The 18,660-nt window shown below is 33.7% G+C and carries 9 protein-coding genes; 3 read left to right on the top strand and 6 right to left on the bottom strand.

Features of this window, described 5'->3' with window-relative positions; genetic code table 11:
* The first annotated feature begins 2 nt into the window (after positions 1-2).
* Positions 3-656, top strand: coding sequence for a 3-oxoacid CoA-transferase subunit B (locus tag Q0870_RS12135; RefSeq protein WP_298555781.1), 654 nt, complete (start codon positions 3-5; stop codon positions 654-656).
* Between the two features lie 299 nt (positions 657-955).
* Here the strand turns inward: Q0870_RS12135 and Q0870_RS12140 are convergent, their stop codons facing one another.
* Positions 956-2,629 carry an ABC transporter ATP-binding protein gene (locus Q0870_RS12140; RefSeq protein WP_298555782.1) on the bottom strand — a complete coding sequence of 558 codons (1,674 nt, stop codon included), beginning with the start codon at positions 2,627-2,629 and terminating at the stop codon, positions 956-958.
* Between the two features lie 222 nt (positions 2,630-2,851).
* Between Q0870_RS12140 and Q0870_RS12145 the strand changes: the two genes are divergently transcribed.
* Complete coding sequence (locus tag Q0870_RS12145) at positions 2,852-9,448, top strand: immunoglobulin-like domain-containing protein (protein WP_298555783.1); 6,597 nt, start codon at positions 2,852-2,854, stop codon at positions 9,446-9,448.
* Positions 9,449-9,508: 60 nt separating this feature from the next.
* Here Q0870_RS12145 and Q0870_RS12150 read toward each other — a convergent pair whose 3' ends face one another.
* The 5 genes from Q0870_RS12150 to Q0870_RS12170 all read right to left on the bottom strand — a co-directional run bounded on the left by Q0870_RS12150 (position 9,509) and on the right by Q0870_RS12170 (position 15,605).
* Positions 9,509-10,222, bottom strand: coding sequence for a 3'-5' exonuclease (locus Q0870_RS12150; RefSeq protein ID WP_298555784.1), 714 nt, complete (start codon positions 10,220-10,222; stop codon positions 9,509-9,511).
* A complete protein-coding gene (locus Q0870_RS12155) occupies positions 10,219-11,370 on the bottom strand; it encodes a serine hydrolase (protein ID WP_298555785.1) in 1,152 nt (383 codons plus the stop codon). Before Q0870_RS12155 ends, Q0870_RS12150 begins: the two co-directional genes overlap by 4 nt.
* A gap of 51 nt (positions 11,371-11,421) precedes the next feature.
* Complete coding sequence (locus Q0870_RS12160; protein ID WP_298555786.1) at positions 11,422-11,895, bottom strand: methylated-DNA--[protein]-cysteine S-methyltransferase; 474 nt, start codon at positions 11,893-11,895, stop codon at positions 11,422-11,424.
* Positions 11,895-13,013 (bottom strand): hemolysin family protein, encoded by a 1,119-nt coding sequence (locus Q0870_RS12165; RefSeq protein WP_298555787.1) that lies wholly within the window; start codon positions 13,011-13,013, stop codon positions 11,895-11,897. The genes Q0870_RS12160 and Q0870_RS12165 overlap by 1 nt, the downstream gene beginning before the upstream one ends.
* Before the next feature lie 75 nt (positions 13,014-13,088).
* On the bottom strand, positions 13,089-15,605 hold the full coding sequence (locus Q0870_RS12170; protein ID WP_298555788.1) for a T9SS type B sorting domain-containing protein: 2,517 nt from the start codon (positions 15,603-15,605) through the stop codon (positions 13,089-13,091).
* A 166-nt stretch (positions 15,606-15,771) separates the two neighbouring features.
* Between Q0870_RS12170 and Q0870_RS12175 the strand changes: the two genes are divergently transcribed.
* Positions 15,772-18,609 carry a hypothetical protein gene (locus Q0870_RS12175; protein WP_298555789.1) on the top strand — a complete coding sequence of 946 codons (2,838 nt, stop codon included), beginning with the start codon at positions 15,772-15,774 and terminating at the stop codon, positions 18,607-18,609.
* Positions 18,610-18,660 lie beyond the last annotated feature (51 nt).

Here is an 18,660-nt window from a genome sequence, read left to right on the forward strand (position 1 = left end):
AAATGTTAGATAAAACAGGTATAGCGAAACGTATTGCCAAAGAGGTTAAAGATGGCTATTATGTTAACTTAGGAATTGGTATTCCAACCTTAGTAGCAAACTATGTACATAATGATATTGAAGTTGAATTTCAAAGTGAGAATGGCGTTTTAGGTATGGGGCCTTTCCCGTTTGAAGGTGAAGAAGATGCCGATGTAATTAATGCTGGAAAGCAAACAATTACTACTTTGCCGGGGGCTAGCTTTTTCGATTCAGCTTTAAGCTTCTCAATGATTCGCGGACAGCATGTTGACTTAACTATTTTGGGAGCAATGGAAGTAGCTGAAAATGGTGATATAGCAAACTGGAAAATTCCTGGGCGTATGGTTAAAGGAATGGGGGGTGCCATGGATTTAGTAGCTAGTGCAGAAAATATTATTGTAGCCATGATGCATACCAATAAGCGGGGTGAATCAAAACTTTTAAAAACATGCTCATTACCTCTAACCGGTGTTGGTTGTGTAAAACGAATAGTAACTAATCTAGCTGTTATTGAAGTTTCGGAAAATGGATTTATACTATTAGAACGCGCTCCAGGAGTTTCTATAGAAGACATAAAAAATGCAACAGAAGGTACTTTAATTGTTGAAGGATACATTCCTGAAATGGAAATTTAGGATTGTCTACTTTCAGAAAATTAGATGAAAAATCGACAAAATGTTAAATTAAAATGCATTTTGTCGATTTTTTATGTTTTTTAACGATATACTTGAAAATGTATACTATATTAGCTGTCCCCAAAAAAACCAAATATTTATAGATTTCCCCAAATCTACCATAAACTTAAAAACTTATGAATATTGCAACAAATCTACCTGAACTACCTACAAATAACGAAAGCAAATTTAAAGAAACTTTAAAACAGAATTTACAGTTTTTAAAAAGCTTAGTTTATCTAACCAAAAAAATATTCATGCTATAGCCCTTTGGGAATAGCATGAATTAATTTTTTAGTGTAATCCTTTTTCGGTGCGTTATATATAGTATCTGCGTCGTCTAGTTCTTCAATTTTACCTTGGTTCATAACTAACAATTGATCAGACATGTATTTCACCACAGCCAAGTCATGTGAAATGAAGATATATGTAAAACCAAAATCTTTTTTAAGCTCGTTAAGCAAATTTAAAACTTGCGCTTGAACTGATATATCTAAAGCAGAAACCGATTCATCACAAACAATTAATTTAGGTTGTAATGCAATGGTTCTTGCAATACCAATACGCTGACGTTGCCCGCCAGAAAACTCATGTGAGTATCTAGTAAAGTAATCTTCAGATAAGCCAACACGGTTTAAAATATCAATTACTTTTTCTTTTCTTTCTTTATCAGAAGTATAGAGGTTATGGACTTTCATGGGTTCCATAATGGCTTCACCAACAGGTATTCTTGGATTTAATGACGAGTATGGATCTTGAAATATAATTTGAATATCTTTCCTTAAACGTCTAGTTTCTGTTTTGGAAAGTTTGGTTATGTCAATACCATTATATAAAATAGAACCAGCAGTAGCTTTATCTAATTGGAGAATAGCATTTCCTAAAGTTGATTTTCCGCAACCAGATTCTCCAACCAAACCTAAAGTTTCACCTTCATAAAGTTTAAAACTCACATTATTTACAGCTTTAAAATGCTGAGGTTTTTTAAACCATCCAGATTTTGTGATATATTCTTTTTCAACATTAATAACTTCTAACAGAGGCGGTTTACTATATAGTTTTTCATGATTTGTTTTACGTTGTTCAGTTGTAATTATTTCTGTTGAAATACTATCATCTAAAAAATCTTGAATGGTTGGTAAGGTTTTTAGTCGCGTATCTAAAGAAGGTCTAGAATTTATTAAAGCTTTTGTATAATTATGCTCAGGATTCTTAAAAATTGTTTCAACTCTACCTTGTTCAACAATATTGCCTTTATACATTACTAAAACTCGATTTGCAATTTCTGAAATTAAGGCCAAGTCATGAGTAATAAAAATGATACTCATTTTTGTTTTAATTTGTAGCTCCTTCAATAATGTTATAATATCATTTTGTACAGTAACGTCTAAGGCTGTAGTAGGTTCATCAGCAATTAAGATGTCTGGTTTACAAGCAACAGCCATAGCTATCATAACACGTTGTTTTTGCCCGCCAGAAATTTCATGAGGGTAAGATTTAAAAACGCGTTTAGGGTCTGGAAGCTTTACTTTTTCAAATAGTGATATGGTTTCTTCAGTGACTTGATTTTTTGATGAGTTGGTATGTTGTAGTAAGATTTCTTCAACTTGCTTTCCACATGTCATTGATGGATTTAAAGAACTCATAGGTTCTTGAAAAATCATCGCAATTTTATGACCTCTTATTTTTTGAAAAGTTTTATTTGAAAGTTGAGTAAGATCATTATTCCTATAAAAAATTGAGCCATTTGTGATTTTAGAAATTTTCTTTGGGAGTAATCCTAAAATAGCCAAAGAAGAAACTGATTTTCCCGAACCTGATTCGCCTACAATACCTAATATTTCATTTTTTCTTAATTGGTAGGATATGTTATGAATAACCTCATTTTCGCCAAATGCAATGGAAAGATTTTTAATTGATAAGATTGCCCCCATTTTATTAATAATCAATATTAGTATTCAAATATACTAAATAGGTTGTTGCTTATAGAGTTAATTAAGAATATAAGCAAACGAGTTTTGTAAGTAACCCCTTTAACTATAATGTGGTTAAGCCATAAAACGCATAACTATCTATAAATCAGTTTAAAAAAAGTCGTTTATTTAAAAAAAAACGATTACATTAAAGCTAATTATTAACCTTTTTAACCAACCCTCATGAAAAAAATTATTTTCGCTCTCATTGTTGTACTCAATGTTCTATTAGTTTTTCCGCAACAGGATTTAACTCCAAAAAGAATTTCAATTTCAAATCCATCTCAAAGTATTATTAAAAAAATTAAAAAAGCTGGTATTGATTTAACCTGCGGACCAAGATTTATAAATAATAACTTGGAGATAGAATTAGGATATGATGAATTACTTGAATTACAAAAAAAAGGTGTTTCATACACTGTCTTAATTGATGATTTAACTACTTATTACAGTAAAAGAAATGCGATTGAATTACCAACGGCAAAATCAACTCTAAGTAGTCTAAAAGCAAAAAAGAATAAAAAAGGTAAAACAGATAACTTAAGTAAAAGTTTAAGTTTACAAAATGTTTTAGTTGGAAACCCTACTCAACACGATGAGTGTGATGAGATTAATTGGCCAGTACCATCAAATTTTCAGTTAGGAAGTATGGGAGGCTGTTTAACAGTTAGTGAGACTTTGGCGCAATTAGATTTAATGCGAAGTATGTACCCAAATTTAATTTCTGTAAAAACTGATGCATCATCTTCAGGTCAAACAACTCATGGTAACTCAACAGGAGGAACTACGTGGCCAGGGCAAACGATTTATTATGTAAGAATTTCTGATAATCCAGATATTGATGAGGCTTCAGAACCGGAAACCTTAATTACGGGTATGACGCATTCTAGAGAAGTAAATAGTTTAATGAATGTAATGTACTTTATGTGGTACGTTTTAGAAAACTATAATAGTGACCCATTTATTAAAAACGTAGTTGATAATCAACAATTATATTTTATACCAATTGTTAATCCAGATGGTTTACGTTGGAATGAAGTTATAGCTCCTGGTGGTGGTGGATTACAGCGTAAAAACTTAAGACCTGGTGTTGCAGATAATGGCACTACAAATACATCTAATAATGTTAGAGGGATAGATTTAAATAGAAACTTTAACTACTATTGGGGTTGGGATAATTCTGGGTCTTCTCCAACAGAAAGTAGTAATACTTATAGAGGCCCTTCAGCTGGTTCAGAACCTGAAACTCAAATTATTCAAGATTTTGTTTTAAATCACGATATTAAAGTAGGCGTAAATCACCATGGAGGTTTAAACTCCATAGTTACATCTTCTTATAATGGAAGTCTTTCAGCAACAGATTCAGGTAGAGAAGACGAGTATGCAAAAATATGTCATGACTTAACTCATTATAATAGATATATTTATGGTTCTGCACCAAATACATTATATGAGGCAAATGGTGATGCAAATGATTGGATGCTTGGTGGACCATCTGTGTCTTCAGGAGGTCAAACTAGTTCTGGGTCAGGTAAAGATGTGCTAGCTTTTGCACCAGAAAATGGTGATGATTTTTGGCCTGCACCATCTCAAATAGCTCCAATAGCAATAAGAGCTATGAGAATGAATTTTCTATCTGTATTATATTCTGGAAAATTTGCAAAACTACATGATTTAAATACAAGTGATATTACTTCTACATCAGGAAATCTAACTTTTGGAGTAGAATATTTAGGAAAAACATATGATGATATAACACTAAATGTCACTCCAGTATCTTCAAACATAACTTCAATAACGCCTCCATCTGTTCAATCTGGATGGTCAAAACTTGAGCAAAGAAATTTAAATGTTCCGTATATATTAGATTCTGCAATTCAACCAAACGATGAAATTGAATTTCAAGTTACTTTGAGTAATGATGATTTCGTAATTTATCAAGCAAATTATGTAAAATATTACCAATCAAGTGTTTTGTTTCAAGATAACCCTGATGTAACAGGAACATCAAATTGGACAAGCTCTGGAGGTAGTTGGGGTACAACAACAGATGCTTATTCTGGATCTGCGGCTATTACTGACTCTCCTTCAGGACCATATAGTAATAACCAAAATAAATCTATTACATTAAACTCAGCAATTGATTTATCAGGCACTTCACAAGCCTTAATTCAATTTTATGCTAAATGGGATTTGGAAAGAAATTACGATTTAATACAGTTAGAGGCTAGTACCAATGGAGGAAGTAGCTGGAATGCACTTTGCGGAAATTATAATAAACCAACGTCTACCTCTATAACTAACTTTCATTTAAATAAAAACACAACAGCATTTAGAGAACATCAATCTACTAATGGAGATATTATTTATGATGGTGATACGATGGATAAATGGGTGATGGAAGAAATGTATATTGATGCTACAGAAAATAGTTTTTTAATAGGTCAAAATAATATACAATTAAGGTTTAGACTAAAAAGTGATAGTACCAATAGAGAAGATGATTTAACAACAACTTTTGATGGTTTTACTTTTGATGATTTTAAAGTGATAAGTATACAAACACCATGTGTGGTTTCAGTTCCTACTGGATTAGCAAGTAACAATGTAACGGCTACTGATGCTACCATTTCATGGGACAATGTAACTTCTGCTACTTATGATGTAAGATACCGCGTTGTAGGAGCACCAAATTGGACTGATGTTTTAGGTTTGTCAACACCAACAACAACATTAAATGGATTGGCTAACTTAACGGATTATGAAGTTCAAGTTCGTTCAAATTGCGGTGCAAATAATTCAGCATATTCAGCTTCAATTAATTTTACAACTTTAGATGTTCAATTAAATTATTGTACTTCTGCAAGTACAAATGTTAATGATGAGTTTATTAGTAGAGTTCAATTAAATACTATCGATAATACTTCTGGAGGTCAGTTTTATTCAGATTTCACTAATATTTCTACTACTCTAGAAAAACAATCTCAATACACAATTACTATAACGCCAACATGGACAGGACAGGTTTATACTGAAGCTTATTCTGTATGGATTGATTTTAATAGAGATGGTGATTTTGATGATTTAGGAGAGCAAATTTTTACACAATCTCCAACAAATTCAACTAGCGTAAATGGTAGTTTTACCATTCCTTCTACAGCTGTTGAAAATTCAACTAGAATGCGTGTGTCAATGCAATATAATGCAGAACCTACTTCTTGTCAAACGTTTCAATATGGAGAGGTGGAAGACTACACGATAATAATAGAAGCTTCAGGTCCAGATGTAACACCACCAGTAATAACTTTAAACGGAGCTTCACCAACTAATTTGAGCCTTGGTGATACTTATACAGAAGAAGGTGCTACAGTTATAGATAATGCAGATGGAGATATATCGGGTAATGTTGTTATTGGTGGAGATACCGTAAATACAAGTGTTCTTGGAACATATACTGTAACCTATAATGTGACAGATTTGGCTGGAAATGCAGCTAGTGAAGTAACTAGAACAGTTAATGTTGTAGAACCAGCATCTGGATGTATAGGTGGAGTAACATCATTTCCTTATGCTCAAGGTTTTGAAGGTTCAATTGGAGATTGGACACAATTTTCAGGTGATGATTTAGATTGGTTGGTTAATTCAGGAACTACACCATCTAATAATACCGGACCTTCTGGAGCAACTCAAGGTTCAGATTATATTTTTGTAGAAGCCTCAACAAGTGGTGTTGGCTTCCCAGATAAGAGAGCTATTATTATATCACCTTGTTTTGATTTGTCAAGCGCAAGTGGTGCAGGTTTTAGTTTTCAGTATCATATGTTTGGTGCGGCAGACATGGGAACAATTGATTTAGAAATTAGCAACGATGATGGTGCTTCTTGGGTAAGTATTTGGAGTCAATCTGGAAATCAAGGTAATTCATGGCTAACGGTAAACTTAGATTTAAATGCATACGTGGGCGGAGGTATTCAGTTAAGATTTAACAGATTTGTAGGAAGTACATGGCAAGCAGATATTGCAATTGATGATATTAATTTAACAGCAGATGAACAAGATACAACAGCACCAGTTATTACCTTAAACGGCAACGCTTCTATTGATTTAAATGTTGGTGACACTTACACAGAAGAAGGCGCAACAGCAGCCGATAATTTAGATGGAGATATTACCGCTAATATTGTAATTGGAGGCGCAGTAGATACCAATACAGGAGGCACTTACTTAGTAACGTATGATGTAAGTGATGCAGCAGGAAACGCAGCCACTCAAGTGGTAAGAACAGTCAATGTCATACCAGATACCACAGCACCAGTTATTACTTTAAATGGTAATGCTTCTATTGATTTAAATGTTGGAGGTACTTACACAGAAGAAGGCGCAACAGCCACCGATGATTTAGATGGCGATATTACCGCTAATATTGTAATTGGAGGAACAGTAGATACCAACACCGGAGGTACATATTTAATAACTTACGATGTTAGTGATGCAGCAGGAAACGCAGCCACTCAAGTAGTACGAACTGTAAATGTGATTCCTGATACTACAGCACCAGTAATCACTTTAAATGGTAACGCTTCCATTGATTTAAATGTTGGTGGGACTTACACAGAAGAAGGCGCAACAGCCACCGATGATTTAGATGGCGATATTACCGCTAATATTGTAATTGGAGGCGCAGTTGATACCAACACAGGAGGCACTTACTTAGTAACTTATGATGTTAGTGATGCAGCAGGAAACGCAGCCACTCAAGTAGTACGAACTGTAAATGTGATTCCTGATACTACAGCACCAGTAATCACTTTAAATGGTAACGCTTCCATTGATTTAAATGTTGGTGGGACTTACACAGAAGAAGGAGCAACAGCCACCGATGATTTAGATGGCGATATTACCGCTAATATTGTAATTGGAGGAACAGTAGACACCAATATAGGCGGTACATATTTAGTAACTTATGATGTAAGTGATGCTGCAGGAAATGATGCAACACAAGTGGTAAGAACAGTCAATGTCATACCAGATACCACAGCGCCAGTTATTACTTTAAATGGTAATGCTTCTATTGATTTAAATGTTGGAGGTACTTACACAGAACAAGGTGCAACTGCAACAGATGATTTAGATGGTGATATTACGGCAAGCATTGTAATAGGCGGAGCAGTAGATACCAACACCGGAGGTACATATTTAATAACTTACGATGTTAGTGATGCAGCAGGAAACGCAGCCACTCAAGTAGTACGAACTGTAAATGTGATTCCTGATACTACAGCACCAGTAATCACTTTAAATGGTAACGCTTCCATTGATTTAAATGTTGGTGGGACTTACACAGAAGAAGGCGCAACAGCCACCGATGATTTAGATGGCGATATTACCGCTAATATTGTAATTGGAGGCGCAGTTGATACCAACACAGGAGGCACTTACTTAGTAACTTATGATGTTAGCGATGCAGCAGGAAATGTAGCGACTCAAGTGGTACGAACGGTAAATGTGATTCCTGATACTACAGCACCAGTAATCACTTTAAATGGTAACGCTTCCATTGATTTAAATGTTGGTGGGACTTACACAGAAGAAGGTGCAACTGCAACAGATGATTTAGATGGTGATATTACCGCTAATATTGTAATTGGAGGAACAGTAGACACCAATATAGGCGGTACATATTTAGTAACTTATGATGTAAGTGATGCAGCAGGAAACGCAGCCACTCAAGTGGTACGAACGGTAAATGTGATTCCTGATACTACAGCACCAGTAATCACTTTAAATGGTAATGCTTCTATTGATTTAAATGTTGGAGGTACTTACACAGAAGAAGGTGCAACAGCCACCGATGATTTAGATGGCGATATTACCGTTAATATTGTAATTGGAGGAACAGTAGATACCAACACAGCAGGTACTTATTTTGTAACTTATGATGTAAGTGATGTAGCAGGAAACGCAGCAGATCAGGTTGTAAGAACGGTAAATATAATAAGTATACCAACAGATGTAATTATTCATGAAGGATATTTTGAAACTGGTTGGGATGGCTGGATTGATGGAGGAAGTGATTGTGCTAGAAGATCAGATGCTGCTAGGTCTTATGAGGGGAACTTTTCTATTCGAATCCGTGATAATTCCGGTACAGCATCATCAATGACATCACCTACATTTGATTTATCATCATTTAATGAAGTTGAGTTTGATTTCTTTTTCTATTCGCATAGTATGGAAAACGGAGAAGATTTCTGGTTACAGTACAATGATGGATCAGGATTTGTTACTATTGAAACTTGGGCAAGAGGCACTGATTTTGTTAATAATGCTTTTGACAATTTTACAGTAATATTAAATGCATCTCAATATAATTTATCGAGCAACGCACAATTTAGGTTAAGATGTGATGCATCAGGAAATAATGATCAGATTTTTATAGATCAAGTTGTGATTACCGGTTTAGGTGGTACAGGGGCTTTTTTACTTAAGGATGATACGCTAAAGAATGATGAAACTACTCCTGATGTTTTAGATGTTACTGAAAACACATTTGTTAAAAACCAGCTAACCTTATATCCAAATCCTGTTGAAAATATCTTAAGCGTTAAGACTTTAAAAGGAGGAAAAATGACTTTCAGAATAATAAATGCATTAGGGCAGATTGTAAATACAGGAGAAACCTCTAAAGAAATTCTTGTTGAAAGATTAGAAGCTGGTATGTATTATATTGAAGTGACTAATGGTTCTGATAAAATGATGAAACGATTTATAAAAGAGTAAGTGATTAATAGCAAAGACTAACTCAAAAATGAAAAGTCCAGATTTTAATCTGGACTTTTTTTATATATGAATAATTTCATCTTCAGTTAAAATTGCATCACCACGTAAACGGAGAAATATTTGCGCTACAGCAATGGTATCTTTTTCACAATAGGTAATGATACGATCTATTTCATTTTCTTCATAAAAAACACTGTAAACTTCGCTTCCATCAATATCGTCTTTAGGGGAAGGAATACCTAATACATTGGTCATTAATTTTAAAGAGGTATAGGTTTTATAATCGCCAAACTTCCATAACTCTAAAGTATCAAGATGAGGTACTTCCCATGGTTTTTTACCAAAAAGATTTAATTTATAAGGCAACTCAATATTGTTAATTATCATTCTTCTAGCTATGTAAGGAAAATCAAATTCCTTTCCGTTATGTGCACAAAGTAAATGTTTGGTTTGACTAAAATGTGAGATTAATAAGTTTTTAAAATCCTTTAATATTTTAATTTCGTCACCATAAAAAGATGTTACCCTAAATTTCCGAAGGTCTCCTTGATTTGTAAAATACCCAACTGAGATACATACTATTTTACCAAACTCAGCCCAAATTCCTGCACGATTATAAAACTCTTCGGCAGTAAAATCATCTTTCCTCTGGTATTTTGATTTGTGTTCCCAAAGAGATTGTTTGGTTTCGTCTAAATCAGAAAAATATTGAGTTTCTGGAACGGTTTCAATGTCCAGAAATAAAATATTTTCAAGGTTTAGTTTTGAAATCATGGGTTTAGCATTTTATAGGCTTCATCTATATAAGTAAAAATATCACCTGTAAACTGACCCACTTGAGTATTATCTCCCTTTGAATGACCAAGCCTAACAATGATAATATTGTCGTTTGGTTCTACAATAACGTATTGCCCTAAGTGCCCACGCATCATAAAAAAGTGTTTGTCGTCAAGTGTCTTTAACCACATACCATAGCCGTACATGCTGCCATCAGGATGAACAGGTTTTATGGATTTTGCCACAAAAGCAGAGTCTAAAATTTGCTTACCATTCCATTTTCCATGGTCTTTGTAAAGTTTTCCAAAACGCGCAAAATCCTTAGCATTACTAGCAATACAACAGTATGCTTTTACTAAATCGTGACTTTCACTATCAACTTGCCAAAGTGTAGGATTTTCAGAGCCTAAAGGTTTCCAAAAACTTTCTGTTAAATAATTATAGAGTTTTTTACCAGTAGCTTTTTCAATAACCATAGCTAACATTTGTGTGTCTCCGCTTGAATATTTAAATGCTTTCCCAGGTTCAGTTTCAACTTTTAAACCGAGCATAACTTTTTCTAAATCATCATCAAAATAAGCACGAGTTACTATTGAAAATGGAGAATAATACTTTTCATCCCAAGTTGTGCCAGATGCCATACTAGACAAGTCGCCAACCGTCATTTTAGCAGCTAACCCTTCATTAAAAGTAGGTAGAAAATCACTAACGGGTTGGTCTAAACTTTTTATATGACCTTCCATTATGGCTTTTCCCAAAAGTCCAGAAACGTAACTTTTAGCCATAGAAAACGAGTTGGTTTTAGAGTTTTTATTAAACCCATTATAATAGTTTTCAAACCAAATACTATCATTTTTTATAATCAAGTAGGCAACCGTTCCATTGGCTTTATTTATGGAATCCAAACCCTTAGTTTCTTTTACAGCATTATAGTTTTTATGATTTGGCCAGGGGTGAGGTGTGTCGTTTTCAATAACTTGATTATCAAATTTCTTATAGTCTTCTAAATAAGCCGTGGTGTAACCTTGAAGATATATGGTTCTAACTGCTTTAATTAAGTAATCTGTATCTGTGATATATAAGGCAATTATGAGTATTCCCAATAGAATGACTACCCATTTAAAGAACTTTTTTAAAAATCTCATACGTTTGTTTAATGTAAAAACTAAAGATAAGAAAATTCTTTGCAATTAAGATTAAAAAAGAGATTGCTGCTTATATGGGCTCTCATGTTCTAACAACCATTGTTTACGATGCAAACCGCCAGCATAACCAGTAAGCGAGCCATCGCTTCCAACAACACGATGACACGGCACGATAATCCAAAGCGGATTTTTACCATTAGCATTGGCTACAGCACGAATAGCTTTTACATCGCCATGTTGTTTTGAAAGATCTAAGTACGAAGTTGTTTTTCCATAAGGAATAACCTCAAGAAGTTTCCATATTTTCTTTTGAAAATCAGTTCCAGAGGGGTTGAGTTTTAAGTCGAATTGTTTGCGGGAACCTTCAAAATATTCATGGAGTTGAATAACACAATCTTCTAATTCAATTGGAATAATATCAGTGATTTTCTCCTCTGAATTAAGAACTGTAACTGAAGCAATACCATCTTCATCACCAATAATTTTGGTAAACCCTAAAGGTGATTTGATGATGCATTCTTCCATTATTCAGTAGGTTTCTCGTCTTCTAGAAGGCCTAGTTTTTTAGCGCGAGTTTCCCAACTTTTTCTTGCTAAATGTTGTAAGTCTGAAACATTATCGCTCTCATCCATAATTTCTAAACCAAGAAGGGTTTCAATAACATCTTCCATAGTAACTAAACCACTAACAGAGCCATACTCATCAACAACCAAAGCCATGTGATTTCTACTTTCTACTAATTTTTCAAATAATGTAGGGATGGGTAAATTTCTATCAACAACAATAATATCACGTTTTAATTCTGATAATTTTTTAGTGTTATTGTCAAGCGCCATTTCTTTAAAAATTTCATCTTTAAGCACTAGTCCAATGATATTATCCGCATCATTAGAATACACTGGGATTCTAGAAAAGCGAAGGTTTAAATTCCGTTTAAAAAAGTCTTCAACCGTCGTTGTTTCATCTTCGGTTTTCATGACTGTTCTTGGTGTCATAACATCTTTTGCAAAAATCTCTTTAAAGGTGAGTAGATTTTTAATGATTTTACTTTCATTTTCTTGGAATAAACCCTCTTCATGAGCCATATCTGTCATTACCATAAAGCTTTCTCTACTTAAAACACTACCATGACCTTTACCTCCAATCAATTTTGTAGTAAGTTGTAATAACCATAAAATGCCAGTCCATTTAAGAGGGAAAATTAAAATTTTCAATGCTTTTGTAGTAAAGTTTGCAAGTCCTTTCCAATAAGTTGCTCCAATAGTTTTAGGAATAATTTCGGAAGCTACCAATATTAAAAGCGTCATGATAGATGATACTACGCCAACCATTAAATCTTCTGTGAATTCTATGCCAAAAACAGAGGTTGTTTGCGAACCATACAATTCAACATAAGCAACTTTTGCTTGCACGCCAACTAAAATAGCACCAACTGTATGAGCTATTGTATTGAGAGTAAGTATAGCTATTAAAGGTCTGTCAACATCTTTTTTTAATGCTTCTAAATCTTCAGCATAACTTTTGTTTTCTTTCTTTTTAACATTGATGAAGGTTGGTGTAACGCTTAATAATACAGCTTCTAGAATTGAACATAAAAATGAAAAGAAAATGGAAATGATTCCATAGAATAAGAGTAGTGCCATCAATTTAATTATTTAGAGCTAATTTACGAAATAATGAATTGTATGTTTAGGTATTAAATATTGTTTTGCGAATATTTAATGTTTTAAGGTAAAATGTTCTTTAAACTCTCGTTTAATATTATTATCATCTTTAAAAAAAACTTTAAACCAGTAATCGGATTGGGGCATAATTTTGCCATTAAATGTTCCATCCCATCCTTTATCATTAGGATTTAACTGTTTTAACAGTTTTCCATGCCTATCAAAAATAAAAACCTCTGACTCATTTAAAGCTTCTATTCCTATAATTTGCCAGTAGTCATTATAATTATCATTGTTAGGTGTGAAAAACTTCATGAAGTCAATAATAGTTCTTTCTATAGTAACAAAGCCACAACCTTTGGTGTCAATAATTTGAAATGTATGATATCCGGGTTTTAAGTTCATAAATGTGCCTAATTCTTGTGTAGGCATATTGTCTACAGAGAAAATATAATTACCAAAGCCACTAGCAGTAATTTCTACAGTATGGTTTTTAGAAAATGGTAATGAAGTAACAAGAACATCCAAAATTTGTGGAGGTCCAGAAGGAAAAACAGTTGCTTGTTTGGTGAAATTACAACCTGTATCAATAAATGTTGCATTAACGGAATAATCACCAGGATTTGGTGCAGCTAACCTGCTTGATGTTTCACCAGGGATTATATTACCCTCAAAAAACCATTCAAAACTGTGATTTACATCTGATAAACCTGTATCAATAATAGGGAAATCATATTCCAAGTTAACCGTGTCATCACTATTTAAACAGATTAAAGTATCTTCAATATCATAAATAGGAGGGACATTAATAGTTATTGTAAATGGTAAGTAGGAGAAACATCCAGAAACTATATGCGTTTTTTTAGCATAAATTTGATATGTAACTTCTCCAGTTGTAGTATAGTGTGTTGCTATTAGACTTATATTATTTATAGCATTTTCACCTGAAGTATGATAAGATATTCTAAAATCACTTGCTGAATCTGTCCCAAGAGCAAAATTATCTAAAAGTGTTAAATCAATAATGGTTTCATAATCATAGTCGTCATCACAATAAAACTGATCTGGAATTTGGAATGAAATTGGTGTTTCAGGACCAATTATTTCAACTCTTTCACTACTGGTGGTAATACATCCATATTGTTCAAAAATGAAATTAGAATATATACCTTTTATTAGATTGTTAAAAATGATTTCACCGTTATTATCAGCAACTATTTCTTGAGGCACTAAAAGCACACCATCATGAGTAAACTCTAATGTATAACTTGTAAGTGGTGTTAATCCAGAAAATGTTAATTGACCTTCTGGGGTGACACAATTTGTATAGTTTCTTTTGCTTATAGTATAGTTTGGAGCTTCCGGGTCTGCTAATTCAAACACAGTATTAATGGTTGTATCACAACCTGAAAAGCTTATTGAAACATTAGAGTACGACCCAGAATCTAAGTCTGTTATTTCAATAACGCCTTCGCTGTTAGCGATATAGATTGTTTCAGGCACAAAAACACCATCATCCACATAGCTTATTTCGTACGACACCCCTTCAGTTAAACCAGAAAAAATAAGTTTTCCATCTTGTCCATCGCATATACTTGGGTTCTCTTGAATGGCATTTACAATGAAAGGTACAAACGATTCATCAACTTCTTCAAGAATATAATAATAAGTAAATCTAATTGATTCTTTGGCAGGAATATCTCCTAAATTAAATGCAATGGAAATAGCTTCGTCAACATTTGTTCTAGCGGCCCCCTCTGTGTTTAAAAAACCATAGCCATTCCATACATCACTTGCTGATCTGTTGTTAAAACCGCCAAAAGAAACCCTAGCTTTATCATTGTTAGCATAAAAGCTAACGTTAGAACCATCCATGTCTTCTGGAATTAAAAGAGGGTTTTGTGACGCAGTTACAAGACAGGTTTGGTCAGTGAGAGAACTTGCTTGAGAAATAATTTCTATATCTGTTTCATAAACCCCACTTAGCGTCACATTATTATCTGGGTCTACATTATGCATAAAAAAAATATTGGTTTTCGTGACATCAGATAAATTTTTTATAAATGTTGTCATTTGAATAAACAGCCCATCTTGAGTAATACTATAGTATCTTTTTATGTTAAGGCCATTTACGTTACCTTCCCATGATATTTGAGCAATATCTTCAAAGCAATCTGAGGATATTACATTAACACCACTGATTTTTCCAGGAATTTGTGGTATTTCATCACTGCTGTTATTGCTATAATTAATCTCGTTTATTTCAATAGTGAAACCTTCTTCTGGTAGTCCAGGAGAGAAAAAATCACCATCATAATCTACCCAACCATCATTTAAAGGGTTTGCTATAAAACCAAAAAGATAATTTTCGATTTCCCTATTATTATGGAAAGAAGCAGGCTTTTGTGAAGTTTTTGCACCATAAACGCCTTTCGAATTTATGCCAATTTCTACTAAATTACCTTTAGCCCAACCTTCTCCATCAATTTTATAAGCTTCAAGTTGTGCGGAGCTTATATTTACACTTATAATAAAAAAGAAAATAAAAAACTCTTGGAGGTATTTAAACATATGACTGTAAGCTATTAAGTACAATTATAGGTATAAATATTTAAATTTTGCATAATATAATTTAGTAATGGATTAAAGGGAAATAAATGGCTATGAAATCAATTTAACTAACTATTGCATTTAAAAATGAAATTAATTTTTTAACTTTAACGAGAGAAAATAAAACATGATTTTTAAGAATAAGTGTTATTTCATATTAATTATTTCGTGTATTGTTTTAAGCATAGGATTTTTAAATGCACAAGAAACCAGTAGCACAGATGGAATATCGAGGTTGTCCTTTGCCGAAAAAATATACCTACAACTAAACAATTCTGTATTTACTAACAACGAAACCATATGGTTTAAAGCTATAGTTACAGATGCCAAAAACGCACCTACAGTACTAAGTGGTATTTTGCATGTAGAACTTATCGATTTTGATAAGGAAATTGTAGCAACCAAAAAGTTAAAGTTAGTAAATGGTATAGCGGACAATGGTTTTCAATTGGAGCAAACTTATACTCCTGGGCGTTATTTAATAAGGGCCTACACAGCGTGGAATAAGAACTTTGGCGACGATTTTATATTCAAGCAATATGTTAACCTAGTTCCTGCCAATAGCAACCAACGGCCATCGCCCATACAAAACATAACATTGTATCAAGTAGGGGAAGGCCAACACGAGGTATTTGCCCAACTTTTCCCAGAACTTATAAAACCCGACTATAAAAAGGATGTAACGGTTTACATTAAAACCGAAACGTTTTTAGATACTATAGAAATTAAAAGAGAAAAGGGTTTTTACAAGTTACAATATGTACTTCCTAAAGATGCAGTTTCGGTAAACCTAAAAATGAAACTAGAGGACACCAAGCTAAAAAACTTTCAAACAAGGGAAGAGAAAACATACAACAAAACCATCGCCATAGATAGAGAATTTATAGACCTACAGTTTTTTCCTGAAAGCGGAAAGTTAATTGATGGCTTAACCAGTAAACTCGCATTTAAAGCACTAAACTATAAAGGCTTGGGTAAAGATATTAAAGGCGTTATCGTTGATGAAAAGGATAGTGTTGTTGCTACCATTAAAACCAATAATCTAGGCATGGGTTATGTGCTTTTTACACCAAAAATGCACAAAGCTTATTATGGTAAAATTAATTCTAAACACCAAGTTGCCCGTAAGTTTGAACTCCCCAAGGTGTATCCCGAAGGCCATGTTTTAGGCATAACGGAAACAACAAGTTACATGAACATAAATGTAATTTCCAAGGTTAAAACCACCGATAATTATTGGATGCAACTTAAATCCAAAGGCGAAATATTAAAGGAATTTCCAGTAACATTATCCGATGCACCTTATAATACCTCTATACCAAAACAAAAATTACCCCAGGGCATTCTTAATGTAACATTGTTAAGTGAGAATAAAACACCGTTAAGTGAGCGTTTGTTTTTTCATCTTAAGGAAGGCAACAATTTAAGCATAACCAAAGAAACTGAACAGCAATATTACAGCCAGAGAGATAAAACGGCTCTTAAGTTTAATGTTACCAATAGTAATGGACTCCCAGTGGAGGCGAACCTTTCCGTATTAGTTGTAGATAAAAATCAATTAGAACAAACCGAACAATTTAAGGGGAACATTCTATCTTATTTTTTATTAAACTCAGAATTAAAGGGGCATATTGAGAATCCTACGCATTACTTTAATGATGATAATATTTTCAGAAAACGAGATTTAGAAGCCCTTATGCTTACACAGGGTTGGCGCAATTATAAATATAGTTTTAACGATGCAAACCATGTTTTTGATGTACAACCTGAAACCGCCTTACGTGTTTCTGGAAAAGTACGTTCCATCTGGAATGAAAACAAAGCGCCTAAAAATAGGGTTAATCTAAATGTACTCACTTCGGGGGAGCCACCGGGGTTCTACTCTTGTAAGCCTGATAGTATTGGTAATTTTGCTTTTGATTTAATTCACTCTTATGGAGATAAGCTAGAACTTAAAATACAATCTTCCAACAAAAAAGGAAAACCTAAATTTTATCAAATCATTCTTGATGAACCTGTACCTTCTCCTAAAATCACTTATGAGAAAGAAGAGGTAATAGCGCTCTCGGATAGTGTTATAAATGACTTTTTAGAGATTAAAAAACAAGAAAGACAAGCCGTAGCGGGGTTCGATTTGGACGACAGCACCATACCGTTGGATGCCGTAGAATTGACGGGTTACAACGTAACGCCAGAACGCGAAAGAATATTTAAACTCCACGGACCTCCAGATATCGTCATAAATAATGAAGAAATCGAAGAGAGAGAAGAAAAATGGATGTCTGGCTTGTACGATTTATTACGTGTTAAGTTTCCTCATGATATTCTTTTTAAACAAGCAACATCGGCAGAGGCTGCCTTTGGGTTTGGTCATCCATTAATAACATTATTAGTTCCTTTTGATTTTGCTTGGATTGCCAGTGCAGATATTACTGTTATGCTTATAGATGGTGAAGTTGTTCGGAGCGAATATTATTTACTTTTGCCAGGTTTACCAGTTGAAAACATTAAACACGTAGAAATTTTTGAAAGACCAAAAGGAAATGTCCTCGATTATATTGCAGAGGCATTTCCGTTACAGCCTATTTCATCAGTTTATGGACTGGCAGGTCTAAATACTGCCTTTATTAATATACTTACCTACGGTAAAAATGGTCTTGCAGCTCTTGAAGTTCCAAAAGGATTATTCCAAGGGCATATCGCGGGGTTTTCTGTTACCCCCGAGTTTTATCAACCAAAATACGAAACCTTAAAACCTGAAGATTGGGATATTCCAGATTTACGCCCAGTATTACATTGGGAGCCTTCTTTGTTCACCGATAATAAAGGAGACATTGAACTGGAATTTTACAATGATGATATCATTGGTGACAAACTCATCATTATAGAGGCCATTACACCTCATGGAAAAATTGGCTATTTTGAGACCTCTTATACTGTGGAAAAACGATTGGAAAATTATTAAGATATTAACTTCACAACGTCCTTAGCAATCCTTCGACTGCGCTAAAGATAA

The organism is uncultured Algibacter sp. (assembly GCF_947487575.1).
Lineage (GTDB): Bacteria > Bacteroidota > Bacteroidia > Flavobacteriales > Flavobacteriaceae > Algibacter_B.